Source organism: Acinetobacter sp. 243_ASPC (genome assembly GCF_001054715.1).
Lineage (GTDB): Bacteria > Pseudomonadota > Gammaproteobacteria > Pseudomonadales > Moraxellaceae > Acinetobacter > Acinetobacter soli.
Map to the genome: position 1 here is coordinate 1 of NZ_JVOR01000037.1, position 19,258 is coordinate 19,258.

The following is a 19,258-nucleotide window of genomic DNA, read 5'->3' on the forward strand; positions in this document are numbered from 1 at the left end:
AGGGCTTTAAATTTAAAGAAAAATCATGAAAGCTGACACCAATTAAAATACCTAACACCAGCGCGATGATGACTTGCAGGAACAAGTTAGACTTCAGTTTTTGCCACATTTTCTGTTCATCAATCCAATAAGACTGGTCAGACCAGTGCAAGAAACTCGCCAACTTTGACATTTGCCTGAAATTTTTTTGGGTGCTGATCCTTTTTGAAGTTGAGTAGCGTAAGGGCAGGATAGAAATATCAGCCTATATATAGGTCAGTCATCAAAAATCGAGTATGCTAGGCGCCATTCTGGAGGACGGTTTTTTATGGCGCTTAAAGCTACTATTTATAAAGCAGATTTAAATATTGCAGATATGGATAGCCACCATTATGCAGACTATCAACTCACCTTGGCTATGCATCCGTCTGAGACGATTGAGCGTTTGATGGTGCGTATTTTAGCTTTTGCTCGTTTTGCAGATGAACAGTTGCAATTTACCAAAGATCTATTTGAAACTGACGAACCGGCGCTATGGCAAAAAGATTTGACTGGGCAACTTGAACAGTGGATCGAATTGGGGCAGCCCTCTGAAGATAAGTTAAAAAAAGCCAGTGCGCGTTGTAAGCGGGTTGCGGTCGTGACTTATGGTCAGCAGGTCGACGAGTGGTGGAAACGTAACAGTAAAGTGAAAACATTGAGTAATGTCGAGGTTTGGCAATTGGCACCCGAAACAACGGCCCAAATTCAAAACTTATGTGAACGCACCATGCAACTGCAACTCAATGTCATGGATGGTGAATGGACTTTACTGAACGACCATGAACAGGTTGAGATTTCGTGGACAAAATTGCAATAATGCACCAAGGCTGCTGTCTGAAAGATGGTTTAAAGTATAAATAGGTATCGAAATGAACGAATTAGAAATTATTGATTTAAAAGTGGGCGAAGGCAAAGAGGCTGTGAAAGGTGCTTTGATTACGACCCATTACACGGGTTGGCTTGAAGATGGTACCAAGTTTGATTCATCGATTGATCGTGGTAATTACTTTGAATGTGTCATTGGTACTGGTCGTGTGATCAAGGGATGGGATCAAGGGATTATCGGCATGAAAGTTGGCGGTAAGCGCAAGCTGAACGTGCCTGCACATTTAGCTTATGGTGAGCGCAAAATGGGTAACATCATTCCTGCTAACTCCAATTTGATTTTTGAAATTGAACTATTTGATGTCAAAACACGAGACTAGAGAAGAAAAAAAGCCCGTTTCGGGCTTTTTATTTGTTTATTGAATTAATATGATTTTAATATTCGATTATAATAATATGTAAAATTCTTATAATATGATATTTTGTTATTATAAATTTACTATGTTTCTGTTTTATTAATTTAAAATTAATCTTTTATTAAAATGTCAAGCGGCTAAATTTAAATAACCATAGTGAATTAGTCGAATATGTTCATCATAAATATTTAATTAACTTCCAAAATTTTTAAGAATTTTTTCAGTTTGTTGCGGTATAACGTAAACTATCTAATCGTCTGATCGCTTTAGTTAATCATCAAATAAAAGTATTTTTAAATGCTTTAAATTGATTGTAAAAGGTATTCAGAAAATATTTTTTTGAAAAGATGGTATATATGCTTACTCGCTTTCTTCTGAAACAACTCGCATTCAGTGTATCCATTGTCTTAAGTACGACAGTCGCAATTGCACATGCTGAGAATCTAGCTTCAAACACTGAAAATCCTGTGGTGAAGGAGATTCCGCTTGTGACCAATCCGCATACTGGTGAAGAAGCTGAAGAAGCACCTAAAATTGATGTGTCTACGCTGACCATCATTGGTTATCATGAAATTACCTCTAAAGAAGCGATTATTCCAGATTACGCCGTAACACCACAGCGCTTTGAAATGCATTTGGATTGGCTGATCAAAAATGGTTATCACTTTATTAGTGTTGATCAATTAATTAAAGCCAATGAAGGCAAATTAAAATTACCGCCAAAACCGGTTTTACTGACCATCGATGATGGCTATCAATCATTTTATGACTATGCGTACCCGATTTTAAAGGCACGTAAAATTCCAGCCGTACTTGCCGTTGTAGGTAAATGGCTGAACGTCAAGCCAAATCAAATGGTACAGTTTGGTGACGACAAGCTTGCGCGAAACAAGTTATTAACTTGGGCTGAAATTAAGGAAATGCAAGACAGTGGCATTGTCGAAATTGGCAGCCATAGCTTTGACTTGCACCATGGGGTGATGGGTAATCCACAAGGCAACTCGGAACCTGCGGCAACTACTCGTATTTACGATCCTAAAACCAAAACGTATGAATCAGACAGTGCTTATGAAAAACGTATCACCAATGATTTAAAGAAAAATATTGAAACGTTTAAAGAGAATGGTATTCGTGCGCCACGTGTAATGGTCTGGCCGTATGGACGTTATAATCTGGAAACGGTGCGTATTGCCAAAAAACTGGGCATGCCAATTACCATTACTCTAGATGATGGTCCAGATCATGTGACCAAATCGCTCGGGCATTTAAACCGAATTTTAGTGATGAAAGGTGAAAGTACAGACGATCTGGCACAAGACATTATTAACCGTCAAATGAATTTGACCGATAACAATCGTCCGCAAAAAATCATGCATGTCGATCTGGACTATATTTATGATAAAAATCCAGAACAAGTTGAGCGTAACTTAGGTCATTTGCTCGATCGAATTCGAGAAATGGGAGTTAATACGGTTTACTTACAGGCCTTTTCAGACCCAGATGCCAATGGCTCTGCCGACATGGTGTACTTTCCAAACCGCTATCTTCCAATGCGAGCTGATTTGTTCAACCGCGTCGCTTGGCAAATTTCGACACGCACCAGTGTGAATCGTGTCTATGCGTGGATGCCATTAATGGCGTGGGAATTGCCAAAATCGAATCCGGTTTCCAAAAAGCTGGTGGTTACTCAGCAGCCAAAAAGCTCCGATCATTTAAACATGGGTTATATCCGTTTAAGTCCGTATTCGCCTGAAGCGCGTAAAGTGATTGAAGGCATTTACACAGATTTAGCCAAGTCATCTACGTTTGATGGTATACTGTTCCACGACGACACAACGCTATCGGATTACGAAGATGCCAGTCCAGACGCGTTAAAGGCCTATGCCAAAGCGGGTTTGCCGACTGATCTTGAAAAGATCCGCAACAACGATGCGCTATTATCGAAATGGACTGATTTTAAAATCAAAACCATCGATAATTTTGCGATGAAACTTGTTTCAGACGTTCGTTACTATCAACCTTTCTTGATGACTGCCCGTAACTTGTATGCGCAAGTTGCTCTGTCTCCTTATGCCGAAAACTGGTATTCACAGTCGTTGGAGCAGTCACTCAAGCGTTACGATTTTACTGCGATTATGGCCATGCCTTATATGGAGCAGGCTGAAGATCCGACCAAGTTTTATCAAGACATTGTAAAACGTGTCAAACAGTACCCAAATGGTATCAAGAAAACGGTGTTTGAATTACAAGCAACCAACTGGCGAACCAACAAGCCTGTTCCTTCACAGGAAATGGCAGATACCATTCGCTCGCTTTACCAGCAGGGTGCCATGCACGTGGGGTATTATCCAGATGATCCGTTTAAAGATCATCCTGACACCAAAACCATGCACGACGTATTTGCGACTAAACCGTCCAAGTTAGTCCCGTAACAGGAATTGACCATGTCAACGACTTTACATCATTTGTGGCAGACAGCGCTGAATTTTGTATTCTATTATCCGCTGTTTATGTCCTATTTATGGATGATGGGTGCGCTCATATTTTATTGGAAAGAGCGCAAAGATCCTCCATATCAACAGCCAAAAGCATTGGAATCGTATCCAATGGTGGCTGTGCTTGTCCCTTGTTTTAACGAGGGCGATAATGCTGAGGAAACCATTACCCATGCACTTGGACTAGATTATCCAAATTTTGAGGTAATTGCCATTAATGATGGTAGCTCGGACAATACTGCCGAGGTACTGAATCGTCTGGCTGAACAACATGAAAAACTGCGTGTAGTTCATTTGGCGCAAAACCAAGGCAAGGCTATGGCCTTACAAGCGGGTAGCTTGCTGACGGAAGCCGAAATTCTAATTGGAATCGACGGTGATGCCTTACTGGACTCACACGCGGCAAGCTGGATGGTGCGTCATTTCCAGCAAGACCCAACCGTAGCCGCAGTCACGGGAAATCCACGTATTCGAACACGCTCGACCTTGCTTGGCCGTATTCAGGTGGGAGAGTTTTCTTCGATTGTGGGCATGATCAAACGTGCGCAGCGTAGCTTCGGGCGCTTATTTACGGTATCTGGCGTGATCACGGCGTTTCGTAAATCTGCGGTACATGAAGTGAATTACTGGTCACCCAACATGTTGACCGAAGACATCGATATCACTTGGAAATTGCAGCGTGCAGGTTGGGATATACGTTTTGAACCGAATGCACTGGTGTGGATTTTAATGCCAGAAACCTTTACCGGGCTTTGGAAGCAGCGTTTACGCTGGGCCATGGGCGGTGCACAGGTTTTGCTTAAAAATCTGGATGTATTCTTTAAACCTAAACTCAATTTTTTATGGCCGCTGATGTTTGAGCTTTGCCTGACATTGGTCTGGTCATACTTGATGTTGCTGTTGGCGATCTTGTGGGTGGTGCATTTTGTGTTCCCGCTAGGTCAGCTATCAGGAATCAGCTCTCCATTCTTGCCGTATGGAAGTGGAATTTTGCTTGGGGCAACCTGTCTGATTCAATTTGCGCTGAGCAAATGGATGGACAGTCGCTATGAGCCAAACTTAGGCAGAAATTATTACTGGATGATTTGGTACCCGTTTGTATTTTGGTTGATTACCATTACCGCTACAATTGTGGCCTTTCCAAAAGTCCTGCGTCGTGGAAGTGAAAAACGTGCGCGATGGGTTAGCCCTGACCGTGGTATTCGTATACAAGATTAAGCATATTGCTGAGTAGATGTTCATGAAATCAAATAATTTGATTATCGATTTGCGTCGCCAACTGCCTTGGCATAAACGTTATGTTTCAACGACTACGACTGCCATGATGTGGGCAGGTTGGTTGTTGTTGTGGCGTCCGTTTTTGTTGGTTTGGTTGTTGGTCGAGTTACAAAAAACTCATTTGGTGCACCGTGTCTTTAGTGCAATGAGTGTTGGGGTTGAGCACGGCATTACATCATTGATTGTATGCTGTATAGCGCTGTTACTGTGGAGTAATTTTATTCCAGCAAAAAGTGTAAAAAAGACCAAACAGAAAGAAATTGACGATTATGCGCGTTATTTTGAGTTGACCCAGCATGAAATTCAGCAAGGTAGAGCTCAAAAAGTAGCGGTGATTCATCATGATGAAACTGGACGGATCACACATATCGAGTGATCTGAGCCGAGCTGTTCAGTAGAATTATTCATATCATTATGCCAGTTTACCCCCGTGAGCTGGCATTCATGTTCTTGGCATATCAAAATCATCCAGCATGTGTGCAACAGTATCGCTAACGTTCATCAATGCGGCATTGTGCTGACAGACGAATCGGAAAAGAGACCCACCTTATGCAACACTCAAGCAAATTAAATGCTGTGGAAAGTATTCGCGGTTTAGCCTGTCTGGCCGTGGTATTTTCGCACTTAAGCTTGAGTTTTTATCCGTATTTACATCATTTTGACGACCATGATCAGGCCACAAATGCGCTGGTCTATTGGATTCATCATTCACCGTTTACGTTTTGGTATTCGGGAACTGCGGCGGTTTATGTTTTTTTCGTGCTGAGCGGATTTATCTTATCTTATGTGATTGGCAATAGCCGCGTACCGAAGCAAAAAATTAAATCAATGCTCATCAAGCGTTATCCACGACTGGCCATTCCGGCACTCATTTCATGTATTTTACTCTGGGCTGCGCTGTATTTTAGTGATATTGATAGCTCGCAAGTACAGTACTGGCTACAAGTACTGGCTCAGCAAAACTCAAGTTTTGGGCAGGCTATATACGAAGGCACGATCGGTTCGTTTTTATTTGCTGAATCAAGTGTCAATTGGGTACTTTGGACCATGCAAGTTGAGTTGATTGGGTCTGTGGTTTTGTTTGCCTTGTTGTACCTTAAACAATATAGCTCAGGGTTGTTTTTGACCCTTGTACTGATGTTTCCTCTGAGCTTTGCACTGTTTAAAAATATGGATTTGTACTTGGGATTAATCAGCTTTCTTTTAGGGTCGCTTATTTTTTTCTATGGGCGCCGTATTGCTTCAAATGCATGGGCATGGCTACTTCTGGCTTTAGGGTTGTACCTTGCCGGGGCGCATAACTCCAGCTTGGCTTATCAGGGAATTTATCAATTTTTAGGCGATAAAACCTACGATTACTGTAATTTTATTTCAGGCAGTCTGATTGTGTACAGCATTTTAATGAGTCCGCTATTGTCTCGTATGCTGGATCGGCCAGTCTTTGTTTATTTAGGCAAATTATCATTTTCGGTATATCTGTTACATCTGATGTTACTCTATATCGTTTGTTTACCTGTCTTTAATTACTGTGTGCAACATGGTTTTAATTACGACAGTGCATTCATGGTGGCGTCTTTGGTTTTTTTAGTTGCGATACTGATTTGCTCTGATATATACAGTCGCGTGGTAGATCGTTTTGCAATTTTTATCAGTAATAAACTAGCGCAATATTGGGCAGGCGCTTAACGACAAGCCATTCGAATGTGCAAGTTAGTGGCTGTTTTTTTCTTTATGGGTGTGGGTGACGATAATGTCTACTCTTGAAATTGTTGCTGTCTTGATCAGTGTGATTGGCGTGACACTGACTGTTTTACGTAACATGTGGTGCTGGTGGTTCAACTTTATTGCATTTTTGCTTTATGGTTATTTGTTTTATACCTATAAGCTGTATGGTGAAACGATTCTTCAAGTGTTCTTTGTGGTGGTCAATTTTTATGGCTTCTACTATTGGCTTAAAGGTAAGCAGACCGATCACGATATTCGCATCGAACCACTTGCGCCGCAAACAGCATTATTTCAAATGTTGATAGCAGCAGTAGCTGGCTTAAGTTTTGGTCTAATATTAAAACATTTTACCGATGCTGCAGTGCCGATGTTAGACGCTCAGTTGGCTGCATTTAGTTTGCTGGCCACCTACTGGACCAGCCGTAAACATATTGCCACCTGGATGTTGTGGGTGGTGGTTGATATTGTTTATGTGGGGATGTTTATTTATAAAGCGCTGTTTCTTACTGCGGTGCTTTATGCTGCTTTTGTGGGACTCGCTGCTTTTGGTTGGTGGCAATGGGAGCGCGTAAAAAGTAAACAAGATGTGGCCAGATCTGCATGACAATTTTGGATTTAGAAGCATACAAGATGCAGCAATTTGAACACATGGCCGAAAAAATCATTAAAAATCCTGGGTATTATTTGGATTTTGATTCGGTTGCAGATTTTTATAAGGCTGTGTGGCTCAACGATTTCCCGCAGGGGACTACTTTTTCAGCGACAGGCTTAGATGATGGCGCTGAGTGTTTTTATGCTGTCATTGAATATAAGCAGAAAAAGATCAATATCAGCATTGATCACGATCGCTATCATGTAGATTATCTAAAAAAAGATTTGATCTAGAAGATAATTGGCAGAGCATTTTATTCATATTTAATGTAATAAAAATATAACTTCTGTGGGTACAAAAAATAGCAAAAAGCTTGTGAATACGCGGAGTTGCTAAATTTCACGCCAGAAACTACTTCAATCGGTTAAATAATCTGCAAACAAATTTATACCAAATAAATTTGTGATTGATTTCATAAAACTGTGATGTACTGTTAAGATAATAGCGAAACAACAAATAAACATCACACTCAACCATGAGGTATAAATGCCAGTCAAACTTATCGCAGTCGATATGGATGGAACGTTTTTAAATTCAGAGAAGAAATACAACAAAGCGCGCTTTTTAAAGCAATACGCGCAGCTCAAACAACGCGGAATCAAGTTCGTTGCTGCCAGTGGCAACCCGCTCTATACCCTTCAAGCTTACTTTCCCGAAATCGCACATGAAATCGCTTTTGTTGCAGAAAATGGCGTGTATGTGACCGATCAAAATCAAGAAATTCATTATAGTGCATACGCACCTGACACTTTAGAGCGCATGGTGCGTGATTTAGAATCTGAGTACGGCAGTAGCGTGATTTTATGTGCTAAATCTTGCGCGTATGTTCGCTCGGATGTATCGCAAAAAATACTGGATAAATTAAGTATCTACTTCAAAAGTATTCAGCAGGTCGATAGTCTCCTCGATGTTAAGGAGCCAATTGGTAAAGTCACGCTGACCACTGTTGAGCACGATTTTGAGACCATGGAGCAGTATTTAAACCAGCAAGATTATGTGCAAAATCAGCTGACCAAAGCAGTCTCAAGCGGTTTTGGATTTATTGACTTGATTATCCCAAACAAGCACAAAGCATTTGGCCTATCATTTTTGCAAAAAAAATGGGGCATTGCTGATGATGCCATGCTGACCATTGGCGATAACAACAACGACATCGAGATGGTTCAAAAAGCGGGGTACGGCTTTGCCATGCAAAATGCAATTCCTGCGCTAAAAAAAGTAGCCAAATTTCATGCTCGAAGCAACGAAGAAGAAGGCGTGCTTGATGTTATTGATCTGGTGCTGCAATCGAAAGGGTTTTCTGAAGATCTTTTTTATGAACCCGAGGCGATGTCTTAATGCAGCCAATTTTGCCAGTAGCGCAGCGGGGAGAAGCGATACTTAAACTCAAAGCAGCAGCAGTTGCAGAGTCTGAGTTTAATTCTTCATGGCTACTGCATTTGGCAGAAGCACTGCAAGCGACTATGCTGGCCAGAAACGGCGTCGGCATTGCTGCACCTCAGGTTTATGTGTCGAAGCGCGTCATTATTGTGGCTTCTCGCCCAAATCCGCGCTATCCCGATGCACCCGAAATGCAGCCCGTGGTCATGATCAACCCTGAGATTTATGCACAATCTGAACACCTTTGTCTGGGTGAAGAGGGCTGCTTAAGCGTACCCGATCAACGTGCACAAGTTGCCCGTGCAGAGCAGATTCAACTTCGTTATTTTACTTTACAAGGCCAGCTTATAGAGGCGACGTATACAGGTTTTATTGCGCGCATCGTTCAGCATGAGATTGATCATCTAGATGGAATTTTATTTGTCGATCGTGTTACGAGCAGTGATTAAATTCTGATCTTCCATCATTTCATAACTTTTGAATTGTTGTGGGGTAATACCCAAATGGCGTTTAAACATGGCACTAAATGCACTCGGGCTACTATAACCCAGCGCTTCGGCAATACTTGACATAGATTGACCATCTGCGATTTTACTCAATGCCAGTGCAATATGCATTTGCTGTATCCAGCCACGATATGATAACCCTGTTTGTTTTTTGAATAGACGCATAAGTGTGCGCGAGCTGGTTCCCATTTCGTCTGCCCAAGTGTTTAAATCTTTCGTATGCTGGGGAGATTGCATCATCAGCTCACATATACGGCTTAAACGTTTGTCTTTGGGCCATGGAATTTGAATAGGGAGCGAGTTTGCGGTTTGAATCTCATCAAATATCAAAATTTCCAGTGCATTTAATAAAGCTTCTGCATGAGTTTGGTTGGCTACAGATTCAGCTTCCAACAGATTTAACCGAATCAATAATTCGTGGAGCAAATCGCTGACTCGGATTAAAAAACATGAATTCCCCATCACTGCCGCAGCTTGTGCATCAATGAGAGCGGTATTGAGTTTAACCTGACTCAAACAAACCATACTGTGTTCTACACGTGCTGGAATCCACACAGCGCATTTGGGCGGTACGATCCACACCTGATCGTTACACAATACCTGAATGGTGCCGTGTGAAGCATACAGGAGCTGCGCACGTAAGTGCATGTGCGGATACGACACTTCTTTATAAGAGCGCTCGGCATATAAGCCAATCACCAGTTTATTAGATTTCATACTTAATGTTTAAGATGTCACTTAGACAACAATTATTGGAAGATAAACGTCTAAATGACAAATTACAATAGTTGTTCTGCTTCTGTTTTTGGAGTTTTTAAGGATGACGTCTTCTGTACAGTTGAAAGACACACCCAATTTAAATACCGCACCGATACAACCACAAAAAATGATCATTCACATTGTGGGTGCCGTGGCGATTGCCCATTTGCTCAACGATTTAATTCAAGCTGTTTTACCTGCAATTTATCCAATGCTCAAGGCCAATTTTGCCCTGAGTTTTGCACAAGTTGGGCTGATTTCGTTTGTTTATCAAATTACGGGTTCGTTGCTGCAACCTTGGGTTGGACTGTACACCGATAAACATCCTAAACCCTACTTACTCCCGATCGGAGCCGGTGTGACCTTAAGTGGTGTATTAATGTTGGCATTTTCACCAAATTTTATGGTGTTACTACTTGCTGCTGCATTGATTGGCGTGGGCTCTGCAACTTTTCATCCTGAAGCATCGCGTGTGGCACGTCTTGCATCGGGTGGCCGATTTGGTACAGCACAATCGACTTTTCAGGTGGGCGGAAATTCAGGAACGGCAATCGGGCCAGTTTTGGCAGCTTTAATTATTGTGCCTTTTGGTCAGCATGCACTGGCATGGTTAGTGGCTTTAAGTATTTTGTCGATTTGTATTTTATCTCGGGTGAGCCGCTGGTCTATCGAGCATGCCAAATCTAAAGTGGCGACCAAAACCAATAGCACTCTTCACAAATTACATGGGCGTCAGCTTTTTATGGCGATTGGTACGGTGTGCGTACTGATGTTTGCCAAGTTTACGTATATTGCCAGTATTAGTAATTATTTTACTTTTTATCTTATTCATAAATTTCAAATCAGTTTACCAACTGCGCAGCTCCATTTGTTTGCTTTTCTGGCTGCTGTAGCAGTGGGAACTTTCGCCGGCGGTCCGATTGGAGACAAAATTGGCCGTAATGCTGTCATTTGGGTGTCTTTTGTGGGGATGGCACCTTTTGCATTGATCATGCCTTATGCCGATTTATTCTGGACTACTGTACTTTCAATTCTTGCAGGGCTCATACTCTCATCTGCTTTTGCCGCCATGGTGGTCTATGCACAAGAGGCAGTTCCGGGGCGTGTAGGCATGATTTCAGGATTAATGTTTGGTTTGATGTTTGGTGTGAGCGGAATTGCAGCCGCAGGGCTAGGGTATTTAGCCGATATAAACGGAATTGAATGGGTATTTAAACTGTGCTCATTTATGCCGCTATTGGGGCTAGCAGCATTTTTCTTGCCTAAAACCAGATAAGACTTGATTTGCTGAGCACCCTTTATTGTTTTGAACAACAAAGGGTGCCACGATAAAAGCTTAATTTTGCACACCAAATTTAAAGACGGTTTTGCTTTGAAAGCTTTGATGCGGATCTAGACGCGTCGAAGGAAAATGTGCTTGATTCGGACTATCCGGATAATGCTGTGTTTCGAGTGCAACAGCATCTCCTTGTCGGTACAGGACGCCGTTCGCGCCTGCAATTTGACCTAACAAATGATTGGCAGTGTACATCTGAATACTGGGTTCGGTCGTTAGAATTTCTAAAGTCCGTTTAGATTGAGGGTCGAAGACAAATGCTGCACGTTGTAACTTATCTTGACCTGAATTGATGATCCATGTTTGATCATAGCCATAACCAAACGCCAATTGCTGGTTATTTTGTCGAATATCTTTCACAATGGCTTTGGGTTGTCTGAAATCGAAAGGAGTACCTGCTACACTTTTAATCTCGCCAGTGGGTAAAGAGTTTTTGTCGGTTTGCAAAATGCGATCAGCATTGAGTTGTACGATATGATTCATCACACCATAAGGACTATTTTGCGCGCCCGACAGATTAAAATAACTGTGATTGGTTAAGTTAATCACGGTCGGTTTATCTGTTTTCGCTTTATATTCAATTGTAAAGGCGTTGTCATCCGACAAACTATAAATAACTTCTACATCAAGTTTCCCCGGAAATCCCTGATCTCCATCTGGACTGGTCAGTTTTAACGAAGCTTTGACTTCTTTGCCTTTAGAAATAAGCGGTTGCACCTGCCATACACGTTTATCGTAGCCTAAGCCTGCACTATGTAGAGTATTGGGACCATTGTTCTTTTCTAAATGATACGTTTTGCCGTCTAAGGTAAACGAACCATGCCCAATACGGTTGGCATAACGTCCAATTAACGAACCAAAGTGAATGCCTTGTTCAGTATCAACCACTTCATAACCATGTAAGTTATCAAACCCTAATACAATATTGTCTTTTTTGCCTTGAGCATCGGGTGTCATGATGTGAGTAATGACGCCACCAAAGCTGATAAACGATACCGATGTACCTCGATCATTCTGCATGGTATATAATTGGACAGCTTGTCTATCTTTTGTCGTACCATAGGGCTGCTGTGTTAATGTGGCTGCAAAGGTCGTTGACGCAAACAACACACTGAACAGATTCAAATAAGCTAATTTTTTTAAAATCACTCGATGTTCCTCTTTTAGATATATTTTTTAAATCAATTTTAGGTGTCAATAATAGCCACGGGTTTTGTAAGATATTCTTATTGGATCAATCCTGTATCAATATAAAAACTGATCAACATATGTTGAAACGCGATTCTAGCATTCCCATTATTTGTGATTTCCTATTCTTTTGTCATGAATGTAATGATAACTCCCATCTTTGCCGAATTTTTGAATAAATAATTGATAATGGTTATTGTTAATTTTTGTATTATTAATATAATCGGTTCTTATTTCAAGGAAGAATCCTCTTGTTTAAAGTCAGTTTTCAGTATCTTTGTCTCCTATCTGTCGGCATGTATAGTTATACCCATGCTCAAGATCAAATTAATCAATTGCCTGTCATTATGTTGCAGTCACAAAGTGATCAAGCACATGCATATCATGTAAAAACATCTGATTCTGCAACTCGAACCGATACTCCACTCAAGGATACACCTCAGTCGGTCAGTGTCATTAGTGCTGCTATATTAAAAGATTTGGCGCCATCACGACTCACAGAGGCGCTTGATGTGGTCGGCGTAGGGCGTGGCAATAATTTTGGAGGACAAGGACTGACCACCTACACCGTACGCGGTTTTACCAGTGGTGAATATTTTCGTAATGGTTTTCCAATTAATCGCGGCTATCCAAACGCGCCTAACCCATATAACGTAGAGCGAATTGATGTGCTCAGAGGTCCTGCATCCAGTTTGTATGGACGAACTGACCCCGGGGGAACATTTAATATAACGAGTAAAACACCTAATACAGAACACACAACAATTCTAGGTGCGGGTTTAGACAGTGAAGGTTTGTATCAGGCTACACTTGATACGACTGGCGCAATGAATACAGATAAGACGCTGACCTATCGTTTAAATATTGCAGGTGAAAACGGTGAGACGTATCGTGATCATGTAAAATCCAAGCGTTTTAGTATTGCACCAGTACTTCAGTGGACACCATCTGACTATACCAAGCTCACATTTGAAGCCGACATATTACGTAACCGTCATCCGCTAGATCGTGGCTTTACCCGATATCCAAATCAGCAAACCACGTATTTTGATTCCAAAGAATATTGGTGGGAATCTGGCAAGCAACGTAATTTACTTTACAACAATAATGATATGTTACAACTCAGACTGGAGCATCAACTCAATGATGACTGGACGCTAAATGTAGGCGGACAATATCTAAATGGTGAGTTATATGGCTATGCGGTTGAAGCCAGCGGGCTCAAAGCAAATACCGATGGTCAGGTGATCAAGCGTAACTATAACTGGAGAAGATTAGACTGGATTGATAAAAATATTCAGGCAAATGTGCAAGGAAAATTTAATTTATTTAACATGCAGCATACGCTGGTCACTGGCGTTGAGGCTGAACAGTACGACTATAAATCTTATATCATCCGTTCATCGGGCAATAATTTTGATCTTGATATTACAAATCCAATTTATGGCGCATCGTTGCCTGCTTTAGACAGCCCAGCACTTGATGATCGCGAGAAATTACGTAGCCTTGCCTATTTTGTACAAGATCAGATTGATTTGAATGACAGACTCAAAACATTGATTGGTATGAGATACGAGCATTATCAACATGAATATACAAATCACTTAAATCAAAGCCAGTGGTCCAAAGATTTTAATGCACTGGTACCACGTATCGGATTGGTATATTCATTGACAGATCAATGGAATGTATATGGCAATATCAGTCAGTCATTCAAACCGAATACTGGTTCAGACCGTTTCGGACAAGGTTTTGATCCAGAGAAAGGTATGTCTTATGAAATTGGTTCGAAGTTACAATTATTAGATGATCGCTTAGCATTCGATAGTGCTATTTTCTTTGTTAAAAAGAAAAATGTGCTGACACCAGATCCAGTGAATATCAATAAATCAGTGGCAGCGGGCGAGGTACAAAGTCAAGGTTTTGAGCTCAATCTGAGTGGTCATATCACACCACAATGGAAAGCGATTGCCAATTATACTTATTCAGATACTGAAGTGGTGAAAGACAATATTTTATTGAAAGGAACGCGTCTGGCGAATATTCCTAAGAATACGCTGAATCTATTGACTGTTTACGACTTTGATTCAGGCATCTTGAATGGTTTAGGGCTTGGAATTAATCAACGCTTTATTTCAGATCGTAAAGGTCAGACATCTAACACAACTTATAATATGAAAGCATATGCTGTGACAGATTTAATCGCTTACTACAACGTATCAAAAGCACTGCGCTTAAATGCAAGCGTGAAAAATATTTTCGATAAAAAATATGATGATAGTGCCTTTAATGCTTATGTATATCCAGGTCAAACACGTTTGTTGCAGGTCGGGTTAAATTATCAGTTTTAACTCAATCCCGCATTTGTCATCAGGCGCAGCATTCAGGCTGCGCTTTTTTTTAATCCATGTAGAGTAATCAGTATATCTGCAAAGAACGCTCGTGCTTGATTGTCGCGCTGATTCAAGTTTGAGGTATAATGGGGGATTGAGTAACGCTACGGGCATAATTTATGAAATCTGAAGTTTATCAGGGCAAAATCAAGCAATACGACGCCACTAAAGGCTATGGTTTTATTGGCGGCCTAGAGCAAGATGTCTTTTTTCATATTTCAGACTTTCCACTTGAAGACGGTGAGCCTAAGCGCAATGAACGTGTGAAATTTATGGTGGTTGAAAATAACGGTAAGTTTAAAGCAGTTAAAATTCAGCGTGTGGTCGATCAGTCTGCAAAAGCCAAAAAATCACGTGCAGTGGAAAATAACACGACGATTACGTCGGCTTTACTCTCAAATTTTAAAAATAAATGATTTAAAAAAATCCCTCGTTGAAGAGGGATTTTTTACTTTAGTTAATCGAATCATCTAGATTTGGTGCTAACCAACGTTTCGCTTCATCCAGTGTCCAGTCTTTACGTTTGGCGTAGTCTTCAAGCTGATCCTGAGAAATCTTACCGACATTAAAGTATTCAGATTGCGGCAAGCTATAATAAAAGCCGCTGACACTTGAAGGTGGCCACATGGCAAAACTGCTCGTCAGATAGGTTCCAATCTTATCTGTTGAACCTAACCAGTCAAACAACACTGCTTTTTCCGAATGCTCTGGGCACGCAGGGTAACCGGGTGCAGGTCGAATTCCGACATACTTTTCCTTAATTAAGGCATCGTTGTCGAGATTTTCATCTGGCTGATAGCCCCAATATTCTTTACGAATCCGTTCGTGCAAATGTTCGGCAAATGCTTCGGCAAAACGATCTCCCAAGGACTGAACCAGAATTGCAGAATAGTCATCTCCTTTGGCTTTATATTCATTTGCGAGTTCTTCTGCACCAAAAATCGAGACGGTAAATCCACCTAGGTAATCGGTATGTTGCTCGGCTGGGCTAATAAAATCTGCAAGTGACAAGTTTGGTTTACCTGTCACTTTATCGGACTGCTGACGCAAATGCTCAAAGCGATGTGTGGCGTTACCTTGCATATCGTAAACAGAAACCGTGTCATCTCCCGTTCGTTTGGCAGGGTATAACGCAAATACAGCTCGGGCATCAAAGCGCTTATTTTCAATAATATCTTCAAGCATCGCCTGAGCTTGATTATATAAATCAGTCGCGGCTTCTCCCACCACATCATCAGTTAGAATTTTTGGAAATTTTCCGGTCAAGCTCCACGAGATAAAAAACGGAGTCCAATCGAAATATGGCACCAGTTTTTCAAGCGGATAATGGCTAATGACCTTTTCGCCAAGCAGATTTGGTTTAGGTGGTACGTAGGCATTCCAGTCAATGTTAAAGCCATTTTTTATTGCTTCTAAATAGCTAAGCTTGGCGGCTTTTGGCTGCTTGTTGGCGAGACGCTCACGAATTTTGGCGTATTCGGCACGTTGTTCTTCAATAAATGCACCGCGCATTTCTTTAGAAAGCAGGGTGGTGGCGACACCCACAGCACGTGAGGCGTCTGCGACATAAATCACGGCGTCATTTTGATACTGTGGTTCAATTTTGACTGCGGTATGCGCTTTTGAAGTGGTTGCTCCACCAATGAGAAGGGGAATGCTAAAGCCTTTACGCTGCATTTCTTTGGCTACAAACACCATCTCATCTAGGCTCGGCGTAATCAGTCCAGACAGGCCAATAATGTCACACTTTTCATCGATCGCAGTTTGCAAAATTTTCTCGGCGGGCACCATCACGCCCAAATCGACAATATCGTAACCATTACAACCCAACACCACGCCCACAATATTCTTGCCAATATCATGAACATCACCTTTTACCGTGGCCATGAGTACTTTGCCTTTGGTTTGTCCCTCTGCTTTTTCCGCTTCGATGTACGGATTCAGCCATGCCACCGCCTGCTTCATTACACGGGCCGATTTAACCACCTGCGGCAAAAACATTTTTCCAGAACCAAACAGATCACCCACCACGTTCATACCATCCATCAGCGGGCCTTCAATGACATCCAGCGGGCGTTTAGACTTCAGGCGTGCTTCTTCGGTATCTTGATCAATAAAGGTAGTAATGCCTTTGACCAAGGCATATTCCAGACGTTTTTCGACCGGTTGATTTCGCCATTCCAAATTTTCGGCTTCTTTGACCTTACCGCCTTGGCTGCGAAATTTCTCAGCCACTTCAAGCAATTTTTCAGTGGCATTTTGGCCTGATTCACCTTGGTTTTGATTCAGGATTACATCTTCAACAGCGTCTTTTAATTCTTTTGGAATGTCGTCATAAATGGCCATTTGACCCGCATTGACAATCCCCATGGTCATGCCTTGCTTGATGGCATGGTATAAAAATACCGAGTGAATGGCTTCACGGACGGGTTCATTGCCACGAAAAGAAAAGGAGACGTTAGATACGCCGCCAGAAATCATGGCATGAGGTAAATTCTGTTTGATCCAGCCAGTTGCTTCAATAAAGTCAACCGCATAATTATTGTGTTCTTCAATACCGGTTGCGACAGCAAACACGTTTGGATCAAAAATGATATCTTCAGCCGGGTAGCCGACTTCATTCACCAAAATATCATAGGAGCGTTTACAGATTTCGCGCTTACGTTCAGCGGTATCGGCCTGACCGACTTCGTCAAACGCCATCACAATGACAGCCGCGCCATATTGACGGCACAGACGCGCTTTTTCGACAAACTCATCATAGCCTTCTTTAAGCGAAATGGAGTTGACGACAGGCTTACCCTGAACACATTTTAAGCCCGCTTCAATAATTTCCCACTTCGATGAGTCAATCATGATGGGCACACGAGAGATTTCAGGCTCAGAGGCCACCAGATTCAAAAAATGCACCATGGCATTTTGAGAGTCGAGCATGCCTTCGTCCATATTGATGTCGATGATTTGAGCGCCTGCTTCAACTTGTTGCTGTGCAACTTCCAATGCCTCGGCAAATTGTTCTTCACGGATTAAACGCAAAAACTTTTTCGAACCCGTGACATTGGTACGTTCACCGACATTCACAAACAATGAATCGTCATAGATATTAAATGGCTCTAAACCACTTAAACGACAAGCAGGAACTGTTTCAGGCACTGAACGTGGCTGAATATCTTTTACCGCGTTGTAGATCGCACGGATGTGATCTGGCGTTGTACCACAGCAACCACCGGTAATATTAATCAAACCGCTTTCGGCAAACTCTTTTAAGAAAGCCGCTGTTTGTTCTGGCGTTTCATCGTATTCACCAAATGCATTCGGCAATCCGGCATTTGGGTGCGCTGAAACAAAAGTATCGGCGACATCGGAAATGGTTTTAACATGCGGACGCATGGCATCTGCACCGAGTGCACAGTTAAAGCCAATCGAAAGTAAATCGCCGTGGCGTACAGAGTTCCAAAATGCCTCAGCCGTCTGACCAGTGAGAGTACGCCCTGATGCATCGGTAATGGTGCCCGAGATCATGAGGGGCAGTTCACGACCGATCTGCTTAAAGACTTCCTTAACCGCAAAAATTGCCGCTTTACAGTTTAAGGTATCGAAAACGGTCTCGATGAGAATGATATCCGAGCCACCTTCAATCAAGGCATGTGTGGCTTCAATATAGTTGTTTTTAAGTTCATCGAAGGTGACGTTACGAAATGCAGGATTGTTGACATCGGGAGAAATGGAACAGGTACGTGATGTCGGACCCAATACCCCTGCAACAAAGCGCGGTTTATCTGGGGTACTGTATTTCTCACACGCGGCTTTTGCCAAACGTGCTGCTTCGCGGTTAATCTCGGGAACCAATTCCTCCATATGGTAATCCGACATCGACACGCGAGTACCATTAAAGCTATTGGTTTCGATAATATCGGCACCCGCTTCAAGATACGCTTCATGAATACCTTGTATAATTTGAGGCTGAGTTAACACCAGCAGATCGTTATTGCCCTTGAGGTCATGTGCCCAGTCTGCAAAACGCTCACCACGATAATCTGCTTCTTCAAGCTTATGGCGCTGAATCATGGTACCCATCGCACCATCAATAATGAGAATGCGCTTGGCAAGCAGCTCTTTGAGGGTGGCTAGCGTCGACATGGAGAACCCCTAACGATTTAAAAATGCGCATTATTGTAACAGAAGCCATGGTATTTGATGTCATTTTCATCAAGAACTGATGCGATCAAAAAAATGCGATGAGTCATTTTTTACTTTAAGCGCTGAAAATTTCATCAAAGTGAA

At 41.9% G+C, this 19,258-nt stretch carries 16 protein-coding genes; 13 read left to right on the top strand and 3 right to left on the bottom strand.

All coding sequences use genetic code 11. The features are described from left to right. Positions 1–307 precede the first annotated feature (307 nt). The 10 genes from ADA42_RS03475 (at position 308) to def (ending at position 9,241) form a co-directional block, all read left to right on the top strand. Positions 308–838 carry a YaeQ family protein gene (locus ADA42_RS03475; protein WP_004935969.1) on the top strand — a complete coding sequence of 177 codons (531 nt, stop codon included), beginning with the start codon at positions 308–310 and terminating at the stop codon, positions 836–838. A 52-nt stretch (positions 839–890) separates the two neighbouring features. Then, the gene (locus ADA42_RS03480) at positions 891–1,226 is read left to right on the top strand and encodes an FKBP-type peptidyl-prolyl cis-trans isomerase (RefSeq protein ID WP_004935971.1); all 336 of its coding nucleotides are present in this window, start codon (positions 891–893) and stop codon (positions 1,224–1,226) included. Positions 1,227–1,618: 392 nt separating this feature from the next. After that, the gene (gene pgaB, locus ADA42_RS03485; protein ID WP_048763599.1) at positions 1,619–3,694 is read left to right on the top strand and encodes a poly-beta-1,6-N-acetyl-D-glucosamine N-deacetylase PgaB; all 2,076 of its coding nucleotides are present in this window, start codon (positions 1,619–1,621) and stop codon (positions 3,692–3,694) included. A 12-nt stretch (positions 3,695–3,706) separates the two neighbouring features. Beyond that, positions 3,707–4,975, top strand: a complete 1,269-nt coding sequence (gene pgaC / locus ADA42_RS03490) for a poly-beta-1,6-N-acetyl-D-glucosamine synthase (RefSeq protein ID WP_004935977.1) — start codon at positions 3,707–3,709, stop codon at positions 4,973–4,975. A 22-nt stretch (positions 4,976–4,997) separates the two neighbouring features. Beyond that, entirely contained in the window at positions 4,998–5,411 is a 414-nt protein-coding gene (gene pgaD, locus ADA42_RS03495) for a poly-beta-1,6-N-acetyl-D-glucosamine biosynthesis protein PgaD (protein ID WP_004935979.1), read from the top strand. 173 nt (positions 5,412–5,584) lie between these two features. Beyond that, complete coding sequence (locus tag ADA42_RS03500) at positions 5,585–6,721, top strand: acyltransferase family protein (protein WP_048763601.1); 1,137 nt, start codon at positions 5,585–5,587, stop codon at positions 6,719–6,721. 64 nt (positions 6,722–6,785) lie between these two features. Next, positions 6,786–7,364 (top strand): nicotinamide riboside transporter PnuC, encoded by a 579-nt coding sequence (gene pnuC / locus ADA42_RS03505; RefSeq protein WP_048763602.1) that lies wholly within the window; start codon positions 6,786–6,788, stop codon positions 7,362–7,364. Further along, entirely contained in the window at positions 7,361–7,645 is a 285-nt protein-coding gene (locus tag ADA42_RS03510) for a hypothetical protein (protein ID WP_004935989.1), read from the top strand. The genes pnuC and ADA42_RS03510 overlap by 4 nt, the downstream gene beginning before the upstream one ends. Positions 7,646–7,898: 253 nt before the next feature. Beyond that, on the top strand, positions 7,899–8,750 hold the full coding sequence (locus ADA42_RS03515) for a Cof-type HAD-IIB family hydrolase (RefSeq protein ID WP_048763604.1): 852 nt from the start codon (positions 7,899–7,901) through the stop codon (positions 8,748–8,750). Then, positions 8,750–9,241, top strand: a complete 492-nt coding sequence (gene def, locus ADA42_RS03520) for a peptide deformylase (RefSeq protein ID WP_004935993.1) — start codon at positions 8,750–8,752, stop codon at positions 9,239–9,241. Before ADA42_RS03515 ends, def begins: the two co-directional genes overlap by 1 nt. On the opposite strand, the gene ADA42_RS03525 is transcribed toward def, so the two are convergent. After that, positions 9,209–10,015 carry an AraC family transcriptional regulator gene (locus tag ADA42_RS03525; RefSeq protein ID WP_048763606.1) on the bottom strand — a complete coding sequence of 269 codons (807 nt, stop codon included), beginning with the start codon at positions 10,013–10,015 and terminating at the stop codon, positions 9,209–9,211. The genes def and ADA42_RS03525 overlap by 33 nt on opposite strands. A 103-nt stretch (positions 10,016–10,118) precedes the next feature. On the opposite strand from ADA42_RS03525, the gene ADA42_RS03530 reads away from it, so the two are divergent. Continuing rightward, positions 10,119–11,333, top strand: a complete 1,215-nt coding sequence (locus ADA42_RS03530; RefSeq protein WP_048763607.1) for an MFS transporter — start codon at positions 10,119–10,121, stop codon at positions 11,331–11,333. Positions 11,334–11,393: 60 nt separating this feature from the next. Here ADA42_RS03530 and ADA42_RS03535 read toward each other — a convergent pair whose 3' ends face one another. Further along, positions 11,394–12,542: an aldose epimerase family protein gene (locus tag ADA42_RS03535; RefSeq protein WP_048763609.1), complete on the bottom strand. Its 1,149-nt coding sequence runs from the start codon at positions 12,540–12,542 to the stop codon at positions 11,394–11,396. 335 nt (positions 12,543–12,877) lie between these two features. Between ADA42_RS03535 and ADA42_RS03540 the strand changes: the two genes are divergently transcribed. Together ADA42_RS03540 and ADA42_RS03545 are read left to right on the top strand one after the other, a co-directional pair. Next, the gene (locus ADA42_RS03540) at positions 12,878–14,932 is read left to right on the top strand and encodes a TonB-dependent siderophore receptor (RefSeq protein ID WP_048763665.1); all 2,055 of its coding nucleotides are present in this window, start codon (positions 12,878–12,880) and stop codon (positions 14,930–14,932) included. A gap of 161 nt (positions 14,933–15,093) precedes the next feature. Beyond that, positions 15,094–15,390 (top strand): cold shock domain-containing protein, encoded by a 297-nt coding sequence (locus tag ADA42_RS03545; RefSeq protein ID WP_004936009.1) that lies wholly within the window; start codon positions 15,094–15,096, stop codon positions 15,388–15,390. Between the two features lie 37 nt (positions 15,391–15,427). Here the strand turns inward: ADA42_RS03545 and metH are convergent, their stop codons facing one another. Next, the gene (metH, locus tag ADA42_RS03550; protein WP_048763612.1) at positions 15,428–19,114 is read right to left on the bottom strand and encodes a methionine synthase; all 3,687 of its coding nucleotides are present in this window, start codon (positions 19,112–19,114) and stop codon (positions 15,428–15,430) included. Positions 19,115–19,258: the final 144 nt, after the last annotated feature.